This is a genomic window from Corynebacterium sp. MSK297, assembly GCF_030232885.1.
GTDB lineage: Bacteria > Actinomycetota > Actinomycetes > Mycobacteriales > Mycobacteriaceae > Corynebacterium.
This window is the reverse complement of record NZ_JASPGD010000003.1, coordinates 249041-267684: the sequence shown is the minus strand read 5'-3', so window position 1 is coordinate 267684 and position 18644 is coordinate 249041. Positions and strand designations below refer to the sequence as shown.

Annotated in this window: 16 protein-coding genes; 6 read left to right on the top strand and 10 right to left on the bottom strand. The window is 57.4% G+C overall.

Features of this window, described 5'->3' with window-relative positions:
• Window positions 1-370: 370 nt before the first annotated feature.
• Window positions 371-646 (bottom strand): hypothetical protein, encoded by a 276-nt coding sequence (locus tag QP888_RS04930; protein ID WP_284611927.1) that lies wholly within the window; start codon window positions 644-646, stop codon window positions 371-373.
• A 621-nt stretch (window positions 647-1267) separates the two neighbouring features.
• On the opposite strand from QP888_RS04930, the gene QP888_RS04925 reads away from it, so the two are divergent.
• From QP888_RS04925 to QP888_RS04915, 3 genes are all read left to right on the top strand, one after another.
• Complete coding sequence (locus tag QP888_RS04925) at window positions 1268-1396, top strand: hypothetical protein (RefSeq protein ID WP_284611926.1); 129 nt, start codon at window positions 1268-1270, stop codon at window positions 1394-1396.
• Between the two features lie 68 nt (window positions 1397-1464).
• Complete coding sequence (locus tag QP888_RS04920; protein ID WP_284812390.1) at window positions 1465-2808, top strand: nicotinate phosphoribosyltransferase; 1344 nt, start codon at window positions 1465-1467, stop codon at window positions 2806-2808.
• Window positions 2809-4917, top strand: a complete 2109-nt coding sequence (locus tag QP888_RS04915) for an ATP-dependent DNA helicase (protein ID WP_284812389.1) — start codon at window positions 2809-2811, stop codon at window positions 4915-4917.
• Between the two features lie 29 nt (window positions 4918-4946).
• Here the strand turns inward: QP888_RS04915 and serB are convergent, their stop codons facing one another.
• From serB to nrdF, 3 genes are all read right to left on the bottom strand, one after another.
• Window positions 4947-6209, bottom strand: coding sequence for a phosphoserine phosphatase SerB (gene serB, locus QP888_RS04910; protein ID WP_284812429.1), 1263 nt, complete (start codon window positions 6207-6209; stop codon window positions 4947-4949).
• A 417-nt stretch (window positions 6210-6626) separates the two neighbouring features.
• Window positions 6627-8384, bottom strand: a complete 1758-nt coding sequence (gene ctaD, locus QP888_RS04905) for an aa3-type cytochrome oxidase subunit I (protein WP_284812388.1) — start codon at window positions 8382-8384, stop codon at window positions 6627-6629.
• Between the two features lie 416 nt (window positions 8385-8800).
• Complete coding sequence (nrdF, locus tag QP888_RS04900; protein WP_284812387.1) at window positions 8801-9784, bottom strand: class 1b ribonucleoside-diphosphate reductase subunit beta; 984 nt, start codon at window positions 9782-9784, stop codon at window positions 8801-8803.
• A 145-nt stretch (window positions 9785-9929) separates the two neighbouring features.
• Here nrdF and QP888_RS04895 point away from each other — a divergent pair, with 145 nt between their 5' ends.
• The gene (locus QP888_RS04895) at window positions 9930-10673 is read left to right on the top strand and encodes a FadR/GntR family transcriptional regulator (RefSeq protein WP_284812386.1); all 744 of its coding nucleotides are present in this window, start codon (window positions 9930-9932) and stop codon (window positions 10671-10673) included.
• Window positions 10674-10752: 79 nt separating this feature from the next.
• On the opposite strand, the gene nrdE is transcribed toward QP888_RS04895, so the two are convergent.
• The 5 genes from nrdE to QP888_RS04870 form a co-directional block, all read right to left on the bottom strand.
• The gene (nrdE, locus tag QP888_RS04890) at window positions 10753-12915 is read right to left on the bottom strand and encodes a class 1b ribonucleoside-diphosphate reductase subunit alpha (protein WP_284812385.1); all 2163 of its coding nucleotides are present in this window, start codon (window positions 12913-12915) and stop codon (window positions 10753-10755) included.
• Window positions 12916-12993: 78 nt separating this feature from the next.
• A complete protein-coding gene (gene nrdI / locus QP888_RS04885; RefSeq protein WP_284812384.1) occupies window positions 12994-13434 on the bottom strand; it encodes a class Ib ribonucleoside-diphosphate reductase assembly flavoprotein NrdI in 441 nt (146 codons plus the stop codon).
• A 117-nt stretch (window positions 13435-13551) separates the two neighbouring features.
• Complete coding sequence (nrdH, locus tag QP888_RS04880) at window positions 13552-13797, bottom strand: glutaredoxin-like protein NrdH (protein ID WP_026167934.1); 246 nt, start codon at window positions 13795-13797, stop codon at window positions 13552-13554.
• 571 nt (window positions 13798-14368) lie between these two features.
• A complete protein-coding gene (gene ykgO / locus QP888_RS04875; RefSeq protein ID WP_018120863.1) occupies window positions 14369-14491 on the bottom strand; it encodes a type B 50S ribosomal protein L36 in 123 nt (40 codons plus the stop codon).
• Window positions 14492-14601: 110 nt separating this feature from the next.
• The gene (locus QP888_RS04870; RefSeq protein WP_284812383.1) at window positions 14602-16056 is read right to left on the bottom strand and encodes a sugar porter family MFS transporter; all 1455 of its coding nucleotides are present in this window, start codon (window positions 16054-16056) and stop codon (window positions 14602-14604) included.
• 41 nt (window positions 16057-16097) lie between these two features.
• Between QP888_RS04870 and nadE the strand changes: the two genes are divergently transcribed.
• Window positions 16098-16952 (top strand): NAD(+) synthase, encoded by an 855-nt coding sequence (gene nadE / locus QP888_RS04865; RefSeq protein ID WP_284812382.1) that lies wholly within the window; start codon window positions 16098-16100, stop codon window positions 16950-16952.
• Between the two features lie 29 nt (window positions 16953-16981).
• On the opposite strand, the gene QP888_RS04860 is transcribed toward nadE, so the two are convergent.
• A complete protein-coding gene (locus tag QP888_RS04860) occupies window positions 16982-17740 on the bottom strand; it encodes a fructosamine kinase family protein (RefSeq protein ID WP_284812381.1) in 759 nt (252 codons plus the stop codon).
• Window positions 17741-17831: 91 nt separating this feature from the next.
• Here QP888_RS04860 and QP888_RS04855 point away from each other — a divergent pair, with 91 nt between their 5' ends.
• Window positions 17832-18632, top strand: a complete 801-nt coding sequence (locus QP888_RS04855) for an SNARE-associated domain-containing protein (RefSeq protein WP_284812380.1) — start codon at window positions 17832-17834, stop codon at window positions 18630-18632.
• The last annotated feature ends 12 nt before the right edge of the window (window positions 18633-18644 follow it).

Sequence of the window (18644 nt, the reverse complement as noted above, 5' to 3'; positions counted from 1 at the left end):
TCATTACTTTATTTGCGAACAGAACAATAAAAGTTACAAGTGCAATCGCCAGGATCGCGAACAACAGAAGTACAAAAAGTTCGAAGCCACCAAGATTAATTTTCACCATCTCCTTACACGTACGAGTCTTACGGCGTGAGTAGCCGACGCAGTTGATTGTCGCATTAATGAAAATATTTTTCCACTGTTAGGGGAAAACTTTTCGATTTTTGCGTGTCACGGAATAGTTATTAGCGACGCTTCGCGGCTCTGCGCTGAGCGCGATTGCTGCGTAATGCCGGCGGCGCTACCGCGCCGCTGGCGGGTGTAGCTGCATCGAGTATCTGGGCAAGGTCGTGAACCGCTGCGACCAATTCCCGGTGCTGCTCGGTCACAAAAACTCGCGTCCCTCGCGCAAATTGCGCGCCATTGTGCGCACGACATTGGCCGCTTCTGCCACTTCCTCGGCAGGCGTTCGCAAATTCAAACTCATCTGGTTTTCGCACTTGGGCAGGCTCGTCGCGGTGGCGTTGCTCACGGCGCTTTCGTGACGCTGCCGCGCGGCACGTGTCTGAACAAAAGCGTGCTTTGCGCCCTCGTGGATCGCCGCGCCGTGGGATGCGTCCGCTGCAAAACTCGCACTCGTTGCGTGCGGCCATGGACTCACTATACCGAACGTTCGTTATAGCTTTTCTGCCGCACCGCACGCCTGCTAGCAGCGGAAAACCACTTCTCACTAAAAGTGCCTACTGTGTGTAACCCAGCAGGGTTCAAAACCGCGCAGCAAGCGTTCAGGGCCAAGCCAGCACACAAGCGCTCGTGCGGCAGCGCCACGACAACAGCGCAAGCGCGGGTACGCCAAATCAGAAACCGGCGCGACGGCCGCGTCCAGAACGCTGGCGCGGTTGCTGCCCGGGGGGTGAGATCAACACGCCCAACACGCGAGGGGCGCTCACTGTGCGGCTCCAGGAGCGCGGGTACACCGTCGAGGAGGTCGAGGACTGCGTCACGGTCGATGGAGGGGTCTGGGCTTGCCTGCACGCGTGCGGTGAGGGATTGAACGTCTGAGAGAAGTGCGCCACGGTCGGAGGGGACGACGAGGAGTCCATGAGAGGAACCATAAGTGTGGGGAGGGCCAGAGGTAAGGAGCTCGCTTCGCTCGCCCTGTAAAGCCCTTTTAGGGGTGTCCCCTAAATCCCCAGAAATATCTGACTTGGTTCGTGGCAAACTCTGAACATGTCGAGGAATGAACACTGACCGCCCGCTCTCGCCTGAAAGAGTCAAACCCATGAACCCAACTGTGCGCCCGGAGGGACGCTTCGAGCAGCTGTGGTTGCCGCTGTGGCCGCTGGCAAGCGATGACCTACGCGAGGGCATTTACCGCACCTCCCGGGCCAAAGCGATGGGCAACCTTTAGGGCCGTTGAACCCGCTCAGGACCGCTGAACCCGCTCAGCCGCCCTGCGGCCACCAGCCGTCGGCAAGAATGCCGGGTGTATCCTTAGCGAGTGTGAATTCTTTGCAGCATCCTGCCGCTTCCACTGCGCTATTAACCGATAAATACGAGCTGACGATGCTCGAAGCCGCGCTTGCCGACGGCACCGCCCACCGCAACGTCACCTTCGAGGTTTTCACCCGGCGCTTGCCCACCGAGCGCCGCTACGGCATCGTCGCTGGCACGGCGCGAGTGCTGGAAGCAATCCGCGATTTCCGCTTCACTGAAAAACAGCTAGAACAGCTAGATTTCCTGCAACCGGAAACCATCGAATACCTGCGTAATTATCGTTTTCGCGGCCAGGTAGATGGCTACCGCGAAGGCGAGCTCTACTTCCCTTCGTCACCGATTTTGACGGTCCGCGGGACTTTCGCCGAATGCGTCGTCTTGGAAACCGTCGTGCTGTCTATTTTGAACGCGGATTCTGCTGTGGCCTCTGCCGCTGCCCGCATGGTCTGCGCTGCGGATGGGCGCTTCATGCTGGAAATGGGCTCGCGTCGCACACACGAATACGCTGCGGTAACTGCTGCCCGTGCAGCTTATCTCGCGGGGTTCGACGCCACCTCAAACTTGGAAGCCGCCAGCCGTTACGGCATTCCGGCGCAGGGGACGGCCGCACACGCGTGGACCCTGTTGCACGTCGACGAGAACGGCCAGCCGGATGAGAAATCAGCTTTTGCTGCGCAGGTGAAACGCCACGGTGCATCGACGACGCTGCTGGTTGATACTTTCGATATCACCCGGGGCGTAGAAAACGCGGTCGCTGTTGCAGGCACAGAGCTGGGGGGCGTGCGCATCGACTCCGGTGACCTCGGCGCACTCACCCGCCGGGTGCGCAAACAGCTTGATGGGCTCGGCGCGACCAACACCAAAATCGTAGTCTCTTCTGACCTCGACGAATTCGCCATCGCTGGTTTGCGCGGTGACCCCGTCGATGTCTTTGGCGTCGGCACTTCCGTGGTCACTGGCTCTGGCTCGCCGACGGCATCGCTGGTGTACAAGCTGGTGGAAGTCGAGGGCAAGCCTGTCTCGAAGCGTTCGTCCGGAAAGGTCTCCGACGGCGGCACCAAAGCCGGCGTGCGCACGTACCGTGAAACCGGGGTCGCCGTGGAAGAAATCATCTACCCGCTCGGCGGCGAGATACCTGCGCATTCCGGTTCAGAAATCCGCGAATTGACGGTTCCGTTGATCCGCGACGGCGAGATCGTCGATGGCTTGGATGACCTGCATGCCTCCCGCGAACTAGTGGCCGCTGGTATTGCCAGCCTGCCGTGGGAAGGTTTGGCTTTGGGCCGCGGTGAACCTGCGGTACCGACGCGTCTGGCTGGGTTCTAAATGGAGTCTGCCAGCACCAATAACAGCGCCAGCGCCAGCAACACAAGTACCGGCAGCACCGAAGAACTTCTCGCCACTGCCGTGAGCGGTTTCGGTGGTGCAGATCGCCCGGGCCAGCGCCGGATGGCCAACGCCGTCGAATCCGCCCTAGGTTCCGGGCGTCACTTGGCAGTCCAAGCCGGCACCGGCACCGGAAAATCCCTGGCCTACCTGGTCCCGGCGTTTCGCCACGCGCAAGAAACCGATACGTGCGTCATCGTCTCCACCGCGACTCTGGCTTTGCAGCGCCAGCTCATCGAACGCGACCTGCCTCGGCTTGCCGACGCCCTGGAGCCGGTGATGGACCGGCGGCCAACTTTCGCAATTATGAAGGGCCGGTCCAACTACCTGTGCATGAACAAAATCGCGCAAGCACAACTGGAGCCGGAATTAGAGGCTGCAGCCGAAGAGGCAGCTGCCACCGACGCCGCCGCAGAGGCTGCTCCAAAGGCCGCCACAGGTTTTGGGCACGCAGCCGAACGAGCTGCTAGCGAAACGCCCGCACGCCCCGGCAACCCCCAACCAATCACCTGGCTAGGAAAACAAATCGCCAGCCTGCACAACTGGGCCCAAGAAACCGAGACCGGCGACCGCGATGACCTTGACACCAGTGTCAGCGATGCCGCTTGGCGCCACGTTTCTGTCAGCTCCCAAGAATGCCTCGGCGCTTCCCGCTGCCCGCACGGCGTGGAGTGCTTCGCCGAACTCGCCCGCCAAGAAGCTCGCGAGGTCGACGTCGTCGTCACGAATCACGCCATGCTCGCCATCGACGCGATTTCGGAAATCGACACCCTCCCCGAACACGATTGCGTCATCATCGACGAGGCCCACGAACTCGATGCCCGGATTACCTCTGCAACCACCGCAGAACTCTCTCCGCGCTCACTGACCTTGGCAGCCAATCGCGCCGGACCACTTGGCGCGGAAGGCAAGGATTCCCGTTTGAAGAATCTCGCCGAACAATGGCGGATTACCACTGAAGAGCTTGCCGACGGACGCTGGACGGAATTGGATCAGGCCGCAGATTCGGAACTGAGCGCCATCGCGGAGCTTTTGTCGTCGCTACGTGCCACCTTGAAAGACGCCCCAGAAGGCGAAGCCACCAACGAGCCAGAAACCGCCGCCGAGCGCAATAACCTGCGCAATCACTTGGCCACGCTCGAAGAGACCGTGCACAGGATCCAGGAAGTCTTCGATACCGAGGACCCAGCCGCCCAGGACGATGTGGTCTGGTTGGATCGCAATGAGCGCTACGGCGACACGCTGCACGTCGCCCCACTGTCGGTGGCGGATTTGCTGCGCGAACGCTTATTTGGAGAAAACACCGTGGTGTTGACCTCAGCCACACTCACATTGGGCGGGCGTTTCGACGCCATGGGCGCCCAGTGGGGTTTGCCCAAGGGTAAGTGGGACAGCTTGGATGCTGGCACCCCGTTCGATCCGGCAAAGTCCGGGATTTTGTATGCTCCGAGGCATCTGCCGCAGCCAGGCAGAGATGGTCTGGCACCAGAAACCGTAGAAGAGATGCGCGAGCTGATCATGGCAGCCGGTGGACGCACGCTGGGCTTATTCTCTTCGAAACGGGCGGCAGTGCAGGCGGCCGACGAGTTGCGCCCGAAGTTGCCTTTCCCGGTCTATGTCCAGGGTGAGGATTCGATTGGTGCGCTCGTCGAAAAGTTTGCGGCAAAAGAACACTCGGTGCTGTTTGGCACTTTGACGCTGTGGCAAGGCGTGGACGTACCCGGCAAGGCGTGCTCTCTGGTGTTGATGGACCGCATCCCGTTTCCGCGGCCCGATAATCCGCTGCTGCAGGCCCGTTCGGAGGCAGCGCAGGCAGCGGGGCGAAACGGTTTTATGGAAGTCTCCGCTACCCATGCCGCGCTGTTGATGGCGCAGGGTGCGGGGCGTTTGTTGCGATCAGTAACCGACCGTGGCGTGGTCGCGGTATTGGACAACCGGGTGGTCACTAAGCGTTACGGGCAGTTTTTATTATCGTCGCTGCCGCCGTTTTGGCGCACCCAAGATAAAAACACGGTGCTGGGTGCGCTGAAAAGGTTAGTGCAGAACTAGTCGAGAGCTGGTCCGGTGCTAGTCCAGAGTTATTCCAATGTGACGCGGTGGTAGCTGCCGTCTTCGCGGTCCGAAGTATCGATCTCTGTGCGCGGGATGCCCATGATGTAGAGCACTTCATCTAAAAACGGGTGGGTCACCGACGTATCGGCGATTTCCCGCAACGCTGGCTTCGCATTGAACGCCACACCGAGACCAGCGGCGGAGATCATGTCGATGTCATTGGCACCGTCGCCGACGGCCACGGTTTGTGCCATCGTCAGGCCCGAATCAGCAGCGAATTCCGCCAAGAAGTTTGCCTTCGCGGCCCGATCCACTACCTGCCCGATCACCCGGCCGGTAAGCTTGCCGTTTTCAATCTCTAGTGTGTTGGCCCGCACGTAATCCAGCTCAAGTTCTTCCGCGAGATCTTCCAAGACCTGAATAAAACCACCAGAAACGACCGCAGTGCGGTAGCCCATGCGGTTCAGCGTGCGCAGCGTGGTGCGCGCACCTGGGGTTAGTTCGATGGCGTCAGCCACTTCCTGCACCACAGAGGCATCCAGCCCAGCCAGTGCTTTTACTCGTTCACGCAGCGATTCTTCAAAGTCCAGCTCACCGCGCATTGCCCGCTCGGTCACCTCTGCGACTTCCGCTTCCCTGCCTGCGTGCGCAGCCAACATTTCGATGACCTCGCCGGTAATCAGCGTAGAATCGCAGTCAAAGCAGACCAATCTTTTACCGCGACGAGCCAAGCCCGCGCGCTCGATGGCGATATCGACGCCCAGTTTGCTTGTCAGTTGCGCTAGCGCCGCACGGAGCTCTTCACTAGCACCCGGTGCCGGGTCGGCCACTGAGACGAAGATTTCTAACCCGGTCACCGGGTAATCGGCGATGCCACGCATGCGGTCGATATTCGCGCCGTGCTTCGCCAAGGTCGCACCAATCGCCGAGATCGCCTGCGCCGTCACTGGGTTACCCAACACGACGACAACGTGGGTGGAACGCGGAGCAGGTGCAGGAGTCTTTTCGTCCGCAGCCGAATACTCGATGGTCACCTGCTGGCCCAACGGGGTTAATGCATCAGTCAGTGCCTCAGATAGTTCTGCGAAATATTCAGCTTTGATTCCGGTAAATGCTGCCAGTTGCAAATAGCCCAAGAATTCCGACTGCTGCACATCCAAGAGCTGGACACCGTAATGAGCGAGCACGCGGAAAAATTCCGCGGAGACGCCTTTTTGGTCTTTGCCGCGCACGATGACGACGGCAGAACGAAGCCCCTCCTGTAAACGCACGGTGGGTTCAGCTTTCATGGCCGTCGTAGCCGCCGTAGCCGCCGTAGCCGTCGCGGGCGTTTTTGCCGTCGTGTGCATCGTGCTGGGCGCTGGTTGGTTCACAGGTTCCTCGATTCTGTTACGCGCTAATACGTGTGCGATGGCGGTTGTAGGGTGACCTTGTCACGGTAACCGTTTCACGGTGACCTTTTCACAGTGACTCAGTGTTTAGCGATGATGTCGAAATATTGCCGGTCTGGCCGTTTCTAGAATAAGCGAAACCCCCGCTGCCCACTAGGAGTGGATGGGCGCGGGGGCTGGCTTGCTAGCAGGTACTAGTTGGTTCTAGCGCAACCGCTGTGGCTGTTTTGTCCAGAACCATGCTGTTTAAATCCTGCTGTGAGTATGTGCAACGCGAGAACGTGTTTCCCCACGCTCTAGCATTGCTTATATGCACTAGCGCTTAGCGTGTGCACCTGTCGGTTGTGCAACCTGACGGGGATCTTCGTGTGCTCCGGACTCGTGAGCACCAGAGTGCGCTTCGGCGCGCATACGCTCGACCATGTGCGGGTAGTGCAGCTCGAATGCTGGACGCTCCGAACGAATGCGTGGCATCGACACGAAGTTGTGGCGCGGTGGTGGGCATGAGGTTGCCCACTCCAGGGAGTTGCCATAGCCCCATGGATCGTCGACAGTGACGACCTCACCATAGCGCCAGGACTTAAAGACGTTCCATACCAGTGGGATAACCGAAGCACCCAGGACGAAGGCGAAAACGGTGGATATCTGGTTGTAGATGGTGAATCCGTCAGAGTCCAGGTAGTCAGCGTAACGACGTGGCATACCCATGTTACCGACCCAGTGCTGCACCAGGAAGGTGCCGTGGAAGCCGATGAAGGTCAACCAGAAGTGGATCTTGCCCAGGCGCTCGTCCAGCATACGACCGGTCATCTTCGGGAACCAGAAGTACAGACCCGCGAAGGCGGAGAACACAACGGTACCGAACAGGGTGTAGTGGAAGTGAGCGATCAGGAAGTAGGACTCTGCCAGGTGGAAATCCAGTGGTGGTGAAGCCAGCATGACACCGGTCATACCACCGAAGAGGAACGTGGTTAAAAAGCCCATGGCCCAGATCATTGGGGTTTCCCAAGTGATGTGGCCCTTCCACATGGTGCCAACCCAGTTGAAGAACTTCATGCCGGTTGGGATGGCGATCAGGAAGGTCATGAACGAGAAGAACGGCAACAAGATAGCGCCGGTAATGAACATGTGGTGTGCCCACACGGCCATCGACATACCACCGATGGACAACGTCGCGAAGACCAAGCCGATGTAGCCGAAGACTGGCTTGCGGGAAAAGACCGGAACGATCTCGGAGATCACACCGAAGAATGGCAGAGCCAACACGTAGACCTCTGGGTGGCCGAAGAACCAGAACAGGTGCTGCCACAGGATAGCGCCACCGTTAGCAGGCTCATAAATATGAGCACCAAGCTGACGGTCATACAGAACTCCCAATGCAGCAGCGGTCAGAACTGGGAAGATCATCAGCGCCAAGATGGCGGCGACCATGATAGTCCAGCAGAACACTGGCATACGGAACATCGTCATGCCTGGTGCGCGCAGAGTCAACAGAGTGGTCAACATGTTCACAGCCGAAGCGATGGTACCGACACCGGTAGCACCAACACCGACGATCCAGAAGTCAGCACCCAAACCTGGGGTGTGGATCGAATCCGCCAAAGGCATGTACATCGTCCAACCGAAGTCAGCGGCACCACCTGGGGTCAGGAACCCAGCCAACATGACGAAGCCACCGATGGTGGTAATCCAGAAACCGAAAGCGTTCAGACGCGGGAAAGCCACATCCGGTGCGCCGATCTGTAGCGGCAGGATGTAGTTAGCGAAACCCCACACAACCGGGGTAGCAAACAGCAGCAGCATCACGGTGCCGTGCATAGTGAACAGCTGGTTGAACTGTTCGTTGGACAGCATCTGCAGGCCAGGGGTGAACAATTCGGCACGAATCAACAGTGCCATCAAACCACCAAGGAAGAAGAAGCTGAAGGACATGATCAAGTACATGATGCCCAGCTGCTTGTGGTCGGTGGTTGAAAGAATTGTCAACGCCTTAGACCCGGTGCGTTCATGCCCCGTTGGCTGGGGACGAGTTGGCTCGACGTAATCATCAAGCCGTGGCGCCACAGCGGTCATAATTCCTCCTAATTACGAAAGCATTCGCCGCTCCACCAGCACGACTCTTGAGAGCACACTGAAGGTACAGAAAATGCCAATTAATTACGTGTACTTATATTAGGTCACTGCGAGCTTTTTAGGTAACCACTGAGTGTTTTTGTTTCTATGCTCGCGACGGCATTAATCACCCGGTTTAGCTAGCCTTAGCCAGGCTCTTTTCGACGACTACTCCCCCACCGTCACGGTTGCTGTTTCTATAGACGGCTTAAGTGCGAGAACGCGAAAAACCCCACCAGTCATAGCGGGGCAGGTGGCTCGGGCGGAAGCACATGCTCCGTGAGCCACCCCACTGTGACTGTTGAGGTTTCTGTGAAAAGTTCAATTTTCCGGAACTAATCCGTTCCCCCGGTTGGTGTCATACTTTCGACGGGGGCTTAGAAATCCCAATCGTCGTCGGTTGTCAGCTCCGCTTTGCCCATGACATATGAAGAACCAGAGCCAGAGAAGAAGTCATGGTTTTCGTCGGCATTCGGCGCCAGCGCGGACAAGATTTCTGGGGACACGCGAGTCTCATCAGCCGGGAACATGCCCTCGTAACCGAGGTTGTTCAACGCCTTGTTCGCGTTGTAACGCAAGAAACGCTTGACGTCTTCGGTCCAGCCGAGCTCGTCGTAAAGATCCTCGGTGTACTGCATCTCATTTTCGTAGAGTTCATAGAGAAGCTCGAAGGTGTAGTTCTTCAGCTCTTCCTGACGCTCCACCGACTGTTTTTTCACCGACTGCTGATACTTATAGCCGATGTAATAACCATGGACGGCCTCGTCGCGAATGATCAACCGGATGATATCCGCGGTGTTCGTCAGCTTCGCACGTGAGGACCAGTGCATGGGCAAGTAGAACCCGGAATAAAACAGGAACGATTCCAGGATCGTCGAAGCGACCTTGCGCTTGTCCGGATCATCACCGTTGTAATAATCCAGCACAATCCGCGCCTTGCGCTGCAGACGCTCGTTTTCTTCCGACCAGCGGAACGCATCGTTGATCATCGGTGTCGGCGCCAAAGTCATGAAGATATTGGAATAGGATTTCGCGTGCACCGATTCCATGAACGCAATATTCGTCATCACGGCTTCTTCATGCTGGGTTTGGCAATCCGGCAACATGGCGACCGCGCCGACAGTGCCCTGAATAGTATCCAACAGCGTCAGGCCGGTAAAGACCCGCATGGTGGTCTCTTTTTCCTTATCGGTCAGTGTCTTCCACGTTGGAATGTCGTTGGACACAGGCACCTTTTCTGGCAGCCAAAAATTACCAGTCAACCGATCCCAGACCTCTAGGTCTTTATCATCCGGGATGGTGTTCCAGTTGATGGCTTTCACCGGTTTCTGTGGATCGTTAGCAGCGGCACCAGATGTCATGGGAATACCTCGTTCCGTCGGTGTTTTCACTTAATATTGGGCGTGGATAATACGCTCTCACGTGCCCAATCTCTTCTTACTAATCTAGCCGTTGCGTCACCGTGTGACTAACTCCCAGCGGTTGCCCACCAGGCAAATGACAACAATGAAAGGCAGATCACCTGTGACCCCGTCGATCCAGCCCCACGGTGCACCAAGCGCTACCCCACTGCTGGGGTCCGTCTTCGACGAACTCGGCCGAGAAATCGTCGCCGGTGAATACGCCACAGGTTCGCACTTCACGCTGCAGTCCATCTGTGAACGTTTTGGAATTTCCCGCACCGTTGCCCGCGAGACCATGCGCGCACTCGAACACGTCGGTCTAGTGCAATCTGGCCGACGAGTAGGCATCACCGTGCTAGACCAGCAACAATGGGCGTTGTTTGACCCTGCGGTGATCAGGTGGCGTTTAGCCGCACCCAACCAACGTGACGCACAGCTAACCTCGCTGAACGAGCTGCGCATGGCCGTCGAACCTGTCGCGGCACGACAGGCCGCCGAGAACGCCACCCCGCATCAACGGGTGGAGATTCTGGAATTAGCGGCTCGTTTATTGCAGCTCGCGAAACTGCCCGCTGACCCGAGTGCAGCAGAATTCTTAGACACCGACCTACGCTTCCATTCGCTGCTTTTGCAGGCTTCCGGCAACGAAATGTTCGCAGCGCTCGTCCCAGTATTTTTTGCGGTCCACAGCGGCAAAACCGTTTTTGGTGTGGATTCTGATAAACCAGTGGCCAACACCCTGGATCTGCACCAGGAGTTGGCCCAATACGTCAGCGACGGCGACGGCATCCACGCCGAGCGCACATCGCACGCATTACTGCACGAGGTGGCACGCTCGCTGGAATAACCGCGAAAGCTAGCAGTCCTGTCTTAGGGTTCCACGGCCGCAGCGCACTACAGCTTCACCGCACCACAGCCTTATAGCCTTACAGCATGCAGGAAACGCAACCTTCGACCTCGGTGCCTTCCAGTGCTTGCTGGCGCAGCCGGATGTAGTACAGCGTCTTGATGCCCTTGCGCCATGCATAAATCTGCGCTTTGTTGATATCACGCGTGGTCACGGTATCGGTAAAGAACAGCGTCAACGACAGGCCTTGGTCTACGTATTTTGTCGCTTCGGCGTAGGTGTCGATGATTTTTTCGTAGCCGATTTCGTAGGAGTCCTGGAAGTACTGTTGGTTATCGTTATCCATGTGCGGCGCCGGGTAATACACACGGCCGACTTTGCCTTCCTTGCGGATCTCGATCTTCGACGCGATTGGGTGGATCGACGACGTCGAGTTGTTGATGTACGAAATCGAACCTGTCGGCGGCACTGCCTGCAAGTTACGGTTGTACAAGCCGTGCTCGGCGACGTCGCGCTTCAGCTGTGCCCAGTCCTGCGCACTCGGGGTAGTGATCGACGAGTTCGCGAAAAGCTCTTTGACCTTGTCAGTCTTTGGAGCAAACTCCGCTGGGTCGTAGCTGTCGAAGAAAACGCCACTGGCGTAGTCAGATTCTGGGAACTCCGCAAAGTACTCGCCACGCTCACGCGCTAGCTTGTTCGACGCCTTCAAGCAGGCATACATGACGGACGCGAAGTATGCGTTGGTGAAATCCAGTGCTTCTTCAGATCCATAGTAGATGTGCTCGCGGCCCAAGTAGCCGTGTAGGTTCATCTGCCCCAGGCCGATGGCGTGCGAGCTGTTGTTACCCTCGCGCACAGACGGCACGGAATCGATGGAGGTCTTATCCGCCACCGCGGTCAGCGCACGGATAGCCATCTCGATGGTCTTCTCGAAATCCTGCGAGTCCATGGCTTTCGCGATATTCAGTGAACCAAGGTTACAAGAAATATCGTGGCCGATGGAATCATACGTCAGATCAGCATTCAGCACCGATGGGCTATTAACCTGCAAAATCTCCGAGCACAGGTTGGACATGTTGATCCGGCCGGTCTTAACCGGGTTCGCACGGTTGACCGTATCTTCAAACATGATATACGGGTAACCGGACTCAAACTGCAGCTCAGCGATGGTCTGGAACAGGTGGCGCGCGTTGATCTTGGACTTGCGGATGCGCGGATCTTCGACCATGTCTTCGTAATGCTCGGTAATCGAGATATCCGCGAACGCTTTACCGTAGACACGTTCGACATCATACGGCGAGAACAAATACATGTCCTCATTGCGCTTAGCCAGCTCGAAGGTGATATCAGGGATAACCACGCCGACGGACAGCGTCTTAATGCGGATTTTCTCGTCCGCGTTTTCGCGCTTGGTGTCCAAAAACGACAGAATGTCCGGGTGGTGTGCATTCAAGTACACTGCACCAGCGCCCTGTCGCGCACCCAGCTGGTTAGCGTAGGAGAAGGCATCTTCCAACAGCTTCATCACAGGGATCACACCGGAAGACTGGTTCTCGATGTGCTTGATCGGTGCACCGGATTCACGCACGTTGGACAGCAGCAGCGCCACGCCGCCGCCGCGCTTAGACAACTGCAAGGCAGAGTTGATGGAACGGCCGATAGATTCCATGTTGTCTTCGATACGCAGCAAGAAGCACGAAACCAACTCACCGCGCTGGGCCTTACCTGCGTTCAAAAACGTCGGGGTGGCTGGCTGGAAACGCCCGGACATGATCTCATCGACCAGGGCCTTGGCGATCTGCTCGTCGCCGTCGGCAAGAAACAGCGCGGTCATGGATACACGGTCTTCAAAACGCTCCAGGTATCGACGACCGTCGAAAGTCTTCAGCGTATAGCTGGTGTAGTACTTGTAGGCGCCCAAGAAAGTCTGGAAACGGAATTTGTAGGCATAGGCCTGCTTGAACAGAGATTTGATGAACTCGAAGTCATACTGCTCGATCACAGCCGGATCGTAATAGGCATTGTCTACCAAGTAATCAATTTTTTCTTCCAGGTCATGAAAGAACACGGTGTTCTGGTTGACGTGCTGGATGAAGTACTGGTTCGCCGCTTCGCGGTCTTTATCGAACTGGATCTGTCCGTTTTCGTCATAAAGGTTCAGCAACGCGTTCAGCGCATGGTAGTCGAGCTGATGATCGGTATTGACGGGTTCGGCGACGGTTCTGCCGACGTGAGTGGTCACGGAAAACCTTCCTGCTTGTTTGTCCTGTTGTATCAGCGTGCAATTACGCAGAGTCTGAAATTAGGGGTGTATATGAAGTTATGATGCGAGACCTTCTACTAAGCCAAGCCGGTGGGCGTTGTTATCTAGGCCTTGCCGGACGAGCTCCACGTCTTCTGTGGTGCCCATGAGCTCGAAGCGGTAGACATACGGCACGTTGCACTTGGCAGCAATGATGTCTCCTGCTTTGCCGTAATCGGCACCAAAATTGCTGTTTCCACCAGAAATGACAGCACGCAAATATTTGCGATTGTCCGGATCATTCAAGAATTTAATGACCTGCGGCGGAACTGGTTTGGCGGTGCCTCGAGTCAACGAAACCCCTCCCCCATAGGTTGGGCATACCAACACGAACGGTTCATCGACACTGAGGTGGCCTTCTTGTGCCGGGCGCAGCGGAATACGTTGGGAGCGATAGCCTAGCTTGTCGACGAATCGCTTGGTGTTTTCCGTCGTGGAAGAAAAGTACACGATCAACATCGTGGCCTCACTCCTGTCTCTGCGGTCTATGGGAGAGGGGGAATATGGAGTTATCACAGGTGGTACTTGCCAGGTGCTAAGCTCGGAGCACCCTAAGCACGCCTTGGCAGACGCGGTCTAGGCAGACGCGGTGGCTACGGTCTCAGCTAGTGCGCTCAAACGCTCTGGCCGGAATCCGGACCAATGCTCGCCTTCCGCCTCCACGACTGGGGCCTGCAAGTAACCCAGTGCCATGATGTAGTCGCGAGCTTCATCATCCATGGAGATATCGACAACGTCGTAATCCAGGTTGAGAGCGTCCAACTTCTTTTTAGTCATGGTGCACTGCATGCAAGCTGGCTTGGAGTAAACGGTGATTGCCATGGGTGAGACTTCCTTGTCAGTACGCAATTGGGCGAAAAATTCTTGTACTTAATTCATTGATTGTGAGTTTCGTGAGGCAAGCGCTGCGGCTCGCTTCGACCTCATCGACACTATACTTTGTGGCGAATCTGCGCAATAGCACTATATGTAGTAGTTACAACTGTGGAATCCCCTGCTGGTGATTTTCACAGCCCCCACATCTAGCTCACCCCAAGCAATTACCACTACCGCCAGAAACTCCCCCTTCCGGCCGGCGCCAGCATTTCCCCAGGACGCCCCGCTAGAGCGTTATCAAATCGTTATACAAGGATGTAATTTCACAGGATGTGACAATACTGTGAACAAATTGTGGAAATTTCTCACGGGAGTGAGACCAGAACCGAGCCGCCGAACAACCCACTTGTGCCTAGTGCCCCACCGTGCCCCCACTGTGCCCCGCAACGGGCTCCGCAGTGACCCGCAGTGACCCGCAACGGGCTCCGGGACTATGGAGATACAGCAAAGCCGCCGCCCCACTCTGTTTCGAGTGAGACGGCGGCTTGCACAAAGCTTCAGAAGAAACCCAGGTGAATTAGCCCTGACGTGCCTTGAAGCGGGGATCTTTCTTGTTGATCACGAAGGTTTTACCGTGGCGGCGGATAACCTGGGCGCCCGGTTTCCTCTTCAGCGACCGAAGCGACTTGCGGACCTTCATCGGGCGCTCCTTTCTGTACGCGGCTACTACACAGCGTGTAGACAATAATTATCAGCGACCGCCCGAAAACGGCGATCATAACACAAGCTGACAGTCTACCTAGGCAGATACTATTTTCTCAAATCCTTATTTTTACCCCAGCGTTTTTCCATAACCTCGCCGACCTCTTCCAGGCTGCGACCCATCGTCTCCGGGATAAACACCCGGACAAACCCCAGCGCCACCACACCCAGCATGGCGAAGGCGACGAAAGTGCCGGAACCGCTCATAATCTCCGTCAATGGCAAGAAGAACTGCGCAACGGCCCAGTTGGCTACCCACAGCGCCAAACCGGCAATACCCATGCCCAGGCCACGAGCCTGCACCGGCACGATCTCGGAGATCAACAGCCAGGTCGTTGGCGATACCGCCGCCTGCTGGAAAGCAATGAACACGGCCATCATGCCCAGCGAAATCAGAGCCCAGGTGGTGCTGCCGTCGGCAAGCGAATATGTCACAGCCAAAATCAGCAGCGACATGATATTTCCGGTCAGCCCCCACGTCAGCAAGCGTTTCCGGCCAACCACGTCAATGATCTTCAGCCCGACCCAACATGCAATCACAGAGACCACACCAATAACAATGGAGGTATAGACCGCGTTGGTGGTCGAGATACCAACCTCGCTCATCATCGTCGGGGCGAAATAAATCACGGCATTAACTCCAGTGATCTGCTGCGTCACACCAATGAGCATCGCCAACAAAATGGTCACGCGCACCCACCGCAGCTTCTTGAATGCTTGGAATTCCTCGGAAGTCTTCGCGTGTCCGGCAGCCGCGCTCTCCGGCACGCCATCCGCGCCTGCATCGTGTTGCTCAGCTTCGACGACGATGGACAGTTCTTCCAGCGACATACCCGCACGGGCAGCTACCGCACGGGCGTGTTCGGTACGGCCCCGGCGCGCCAACCAGACTGGAGTATCCGACAAAAAGATCATGCCTGCAGTCAGCATCGCACCTGGGATCGCGGCCATGCCCAGCATCAGGTGCCAATTGCCAGTCGGCGCCAATGCGGAGTTGACCAAGTAGGCCAGCAGTTGGCCGACGACGATCATCAGCGTATTCAACGAGACCATTCGCCCGCGCACAGCGGCGGGAACTTTTTCTGCGATATACATTGGCACCACGATCGACACCGCACCGACGGCCACTCCCAAGAATGTGCGTGCGGTGGCCAGTTCTGCGACGGATCCAGCCAGCGCACACCAAATGGACCCAGCGCAGAAGATCACGCCATTGATGATCAGTGTCATGCGCCTGCCCCACCAGTCCGCCACACGGCCGCCGAGCAACGCGCCGATGGCTGCTCCGACCAACAGCATGGCCGTCACGCGGCCCTCTTCGGCGGCAGACATGCCAAATTCCGGGCTGATATACAGCAGCGCTCCAGACATCACGCCGGTGTCATAGCCAAAGAGCAGGCCACCGATGGCCGCGAATGCAGCAACCATTTTTACGTAGCGGCGGGTCTCGGCAGTCTCCGCGCGGGAAATATCGCGCGCACTAGTCTGGTTAGTCTCGGTCATTTTCACAAACACACATTGTGTCAGGCGACTAGGCTAAAACCATGCCGAAAAACCCCAGCAATAAGCAAGAATCAATCATAAAAGCCCTGGGTGTGAAGCCCTTAATCGATCCAGAAGAAGAAATTTCCCGGCGCGTTGGCTTCCTCGCCGAATACCTCGCCACCACCGGCGCCCGTGGTTATGCGTTGGGAATTTCCGGCGGGCAAGATTCCACTCTGGCAGGGCGCTTGGCACAGTTGGCCGTCGAAAAGCTGCGCACAGAAGGGCACGGCACAGAAGGGCAGGACGTTGAGTTCTGGGCGTTGCGACTGCCGCACGGCCAACAGCATGACGACGCCGATGCCCAGCTAGCACTGGAATTCATCCGGCCTGACCGCACCGCCAGCATCGATATTGCCCCCGCCACCGCTGCCCTCGACCAGGCGGCCGCAGCGGCAGTTGGTGAGACTAATTTGAGCGATTTCAACCGCGGCAACGTGAAAGCTCGGCAACGGATGATCGCGCAGTACGCAGTTGCTGGCGCACGCGGTTTATTGGTGATTGGCACTGATCATGCCGCGGAAAACGTCACCGGTTTCTTCACTAAATTTGGCGACGGTGCCGCGGATGTTGTGCCGCTGGCTGGGCTGAATAAACGTCAGGGTGCGGCACTTCTGCACCACCTCGGCGCCCCGGAAGCGACCTGGCAGAAGGTTCCGACGGCGGATCTGGAAGACAACCGGCCGGGCCTTCCCGACGAGGAGGCGCTGGGCCTGCGGTATTCCGAAATCGACGATTACCTGGAGGGCCGCGAGGTCAGCGCCGAGGCGGCTGCTCGGATTGAAAATTTGTGGGACGCAGGCCAGCACAAGCGTCACCTACCGGCCACGCTTGCCGACGACTGGTGGCGCGGCTAACCCAGCTTTAACCCAGCATTGGCCTAGAATCAACCGAGAATCCGCAAGGTTGTCTGTGCCGCGCGCTGCAACGGGCCCGCATACGCAGCGCCGTGGGTCAGGCTGTGTACCGCCAGCGGGTGCAGCTGATGCATCGGAATAAATTCGCGCCAATTTTTCGGCAACGGCGACACCTCGTGGTAACCGGCGACAATCTCGTCGAAATACGGGGTGCCGAATAGATCCAGCATCGCCAGATCAGTCTGCGGGTGCCCACCGTGGGCTGCGGGATCAATGAACGCAGGCCCGTCGCTACCAAACAGCAGGTTGCCCGTCCACAAATCGCCGTGGATGCGGGCAGGCCGCAGATTCCATTCAGTAGCACGAATGGCTTCACAGGCGCGCATAACCACGGCTAGTTCATCGTCGGCAAGATTTCCTGCCCGGTTGGCTGCCTGCGCGAACGGCTCTACACGCTGGCGGGTATAAAACTCGCCCCACTCATCGCTCGGGGTGCATTCTTGCTGTTCGGTGCCGATATAATTCGGCCCATCCCAGCCTTGGGGTGGTGCGCCAAAAGCCGGGGCTCCAGCGGCATGAATACGGGCTAATTCGCGGCCCGCACGCCGAGCTATCTCCGGGGTAGGCGCGGCTGATTCCACGTAGGCGGTCTCTAATTCGTTGCGTTCTGCATTCAGCGACACCACCGCTGGCACGCATTCACTGGCCTCGGCCAACCAGCGTAGGCCGGCCGCTTCCGCCTCGGCGGCGCGGTGTTCATTCGGGCGTTTCACGAATGTTTGTGTCATATCCGCCGATGATACGCGCGGTGTCAGGCCACAACAGGCGTGCATCCCAGCACTATAAAACGCTAATGGTGAGGTGCTATAAAGGATCGTTATGAGCGATGGCACCGCGGAGGCGAATCACACCGATAAGGATACAGATTCCTGGCAGCAGCAACTGCCAAGTTTCATGCGAAATTTCCAGCGCTTCGATTGGATTTTGTGGGGTCTACTGGCGGCTTCTGGCATTTACGGTCTTGTACTGCTGCCGTTCCGCGCGGTGTTGCTGATCGATTACACCTTCGTATACACGGTGCTCAGCGGTTCCAGCCTGTCGGTGCTCGCGCTGACGGCAGAAAACGAAGATAACGTCGGCCTGATCGTCGCTGCGGTATTGGTCGCGGCTGTAAGCATGGTGAAGTTTTTGCCGCTGTTTTTCTTGATCGGCAAGCGCTGGGGCCCATCGTTTATCGATTACTCATTTATGGGGCACCCGCCGTTGTGGTTCCGGAAGCTGGAAAACTTCATCTACCGCCACCCGGGTTTTTGTCTGCTGCTGTCGTTTATCCCCTTTTCGCCGATCCCTGCCACGATCATCGTCGTCATTGCCGGTATTAAACGCGCCAAGGGCTGGATCATCGGTGCTTATGTGTTGGTTTATGCCATCGCGCTGAAGTGTTTCTACGTATATCTGGGGCTGACCTTCGGCGCTACGGTGCGCGAGACGCTGGTAACGATCGAACGCTACGTCACCTGGATTACCTTCGCCCTGCTGGGCTATATGTTTTTCACGATGTGGCTGAAATCCAAGCGGAAGAAGGCACGTTTGCACACCATGGACGACGCCCATGGGCTCAGCAATACGGACGGCCGGGCTGAGAAAGACGTCCGGATCAGGAAAGGCGACGCGAGCTAGTGGATGTAGCTC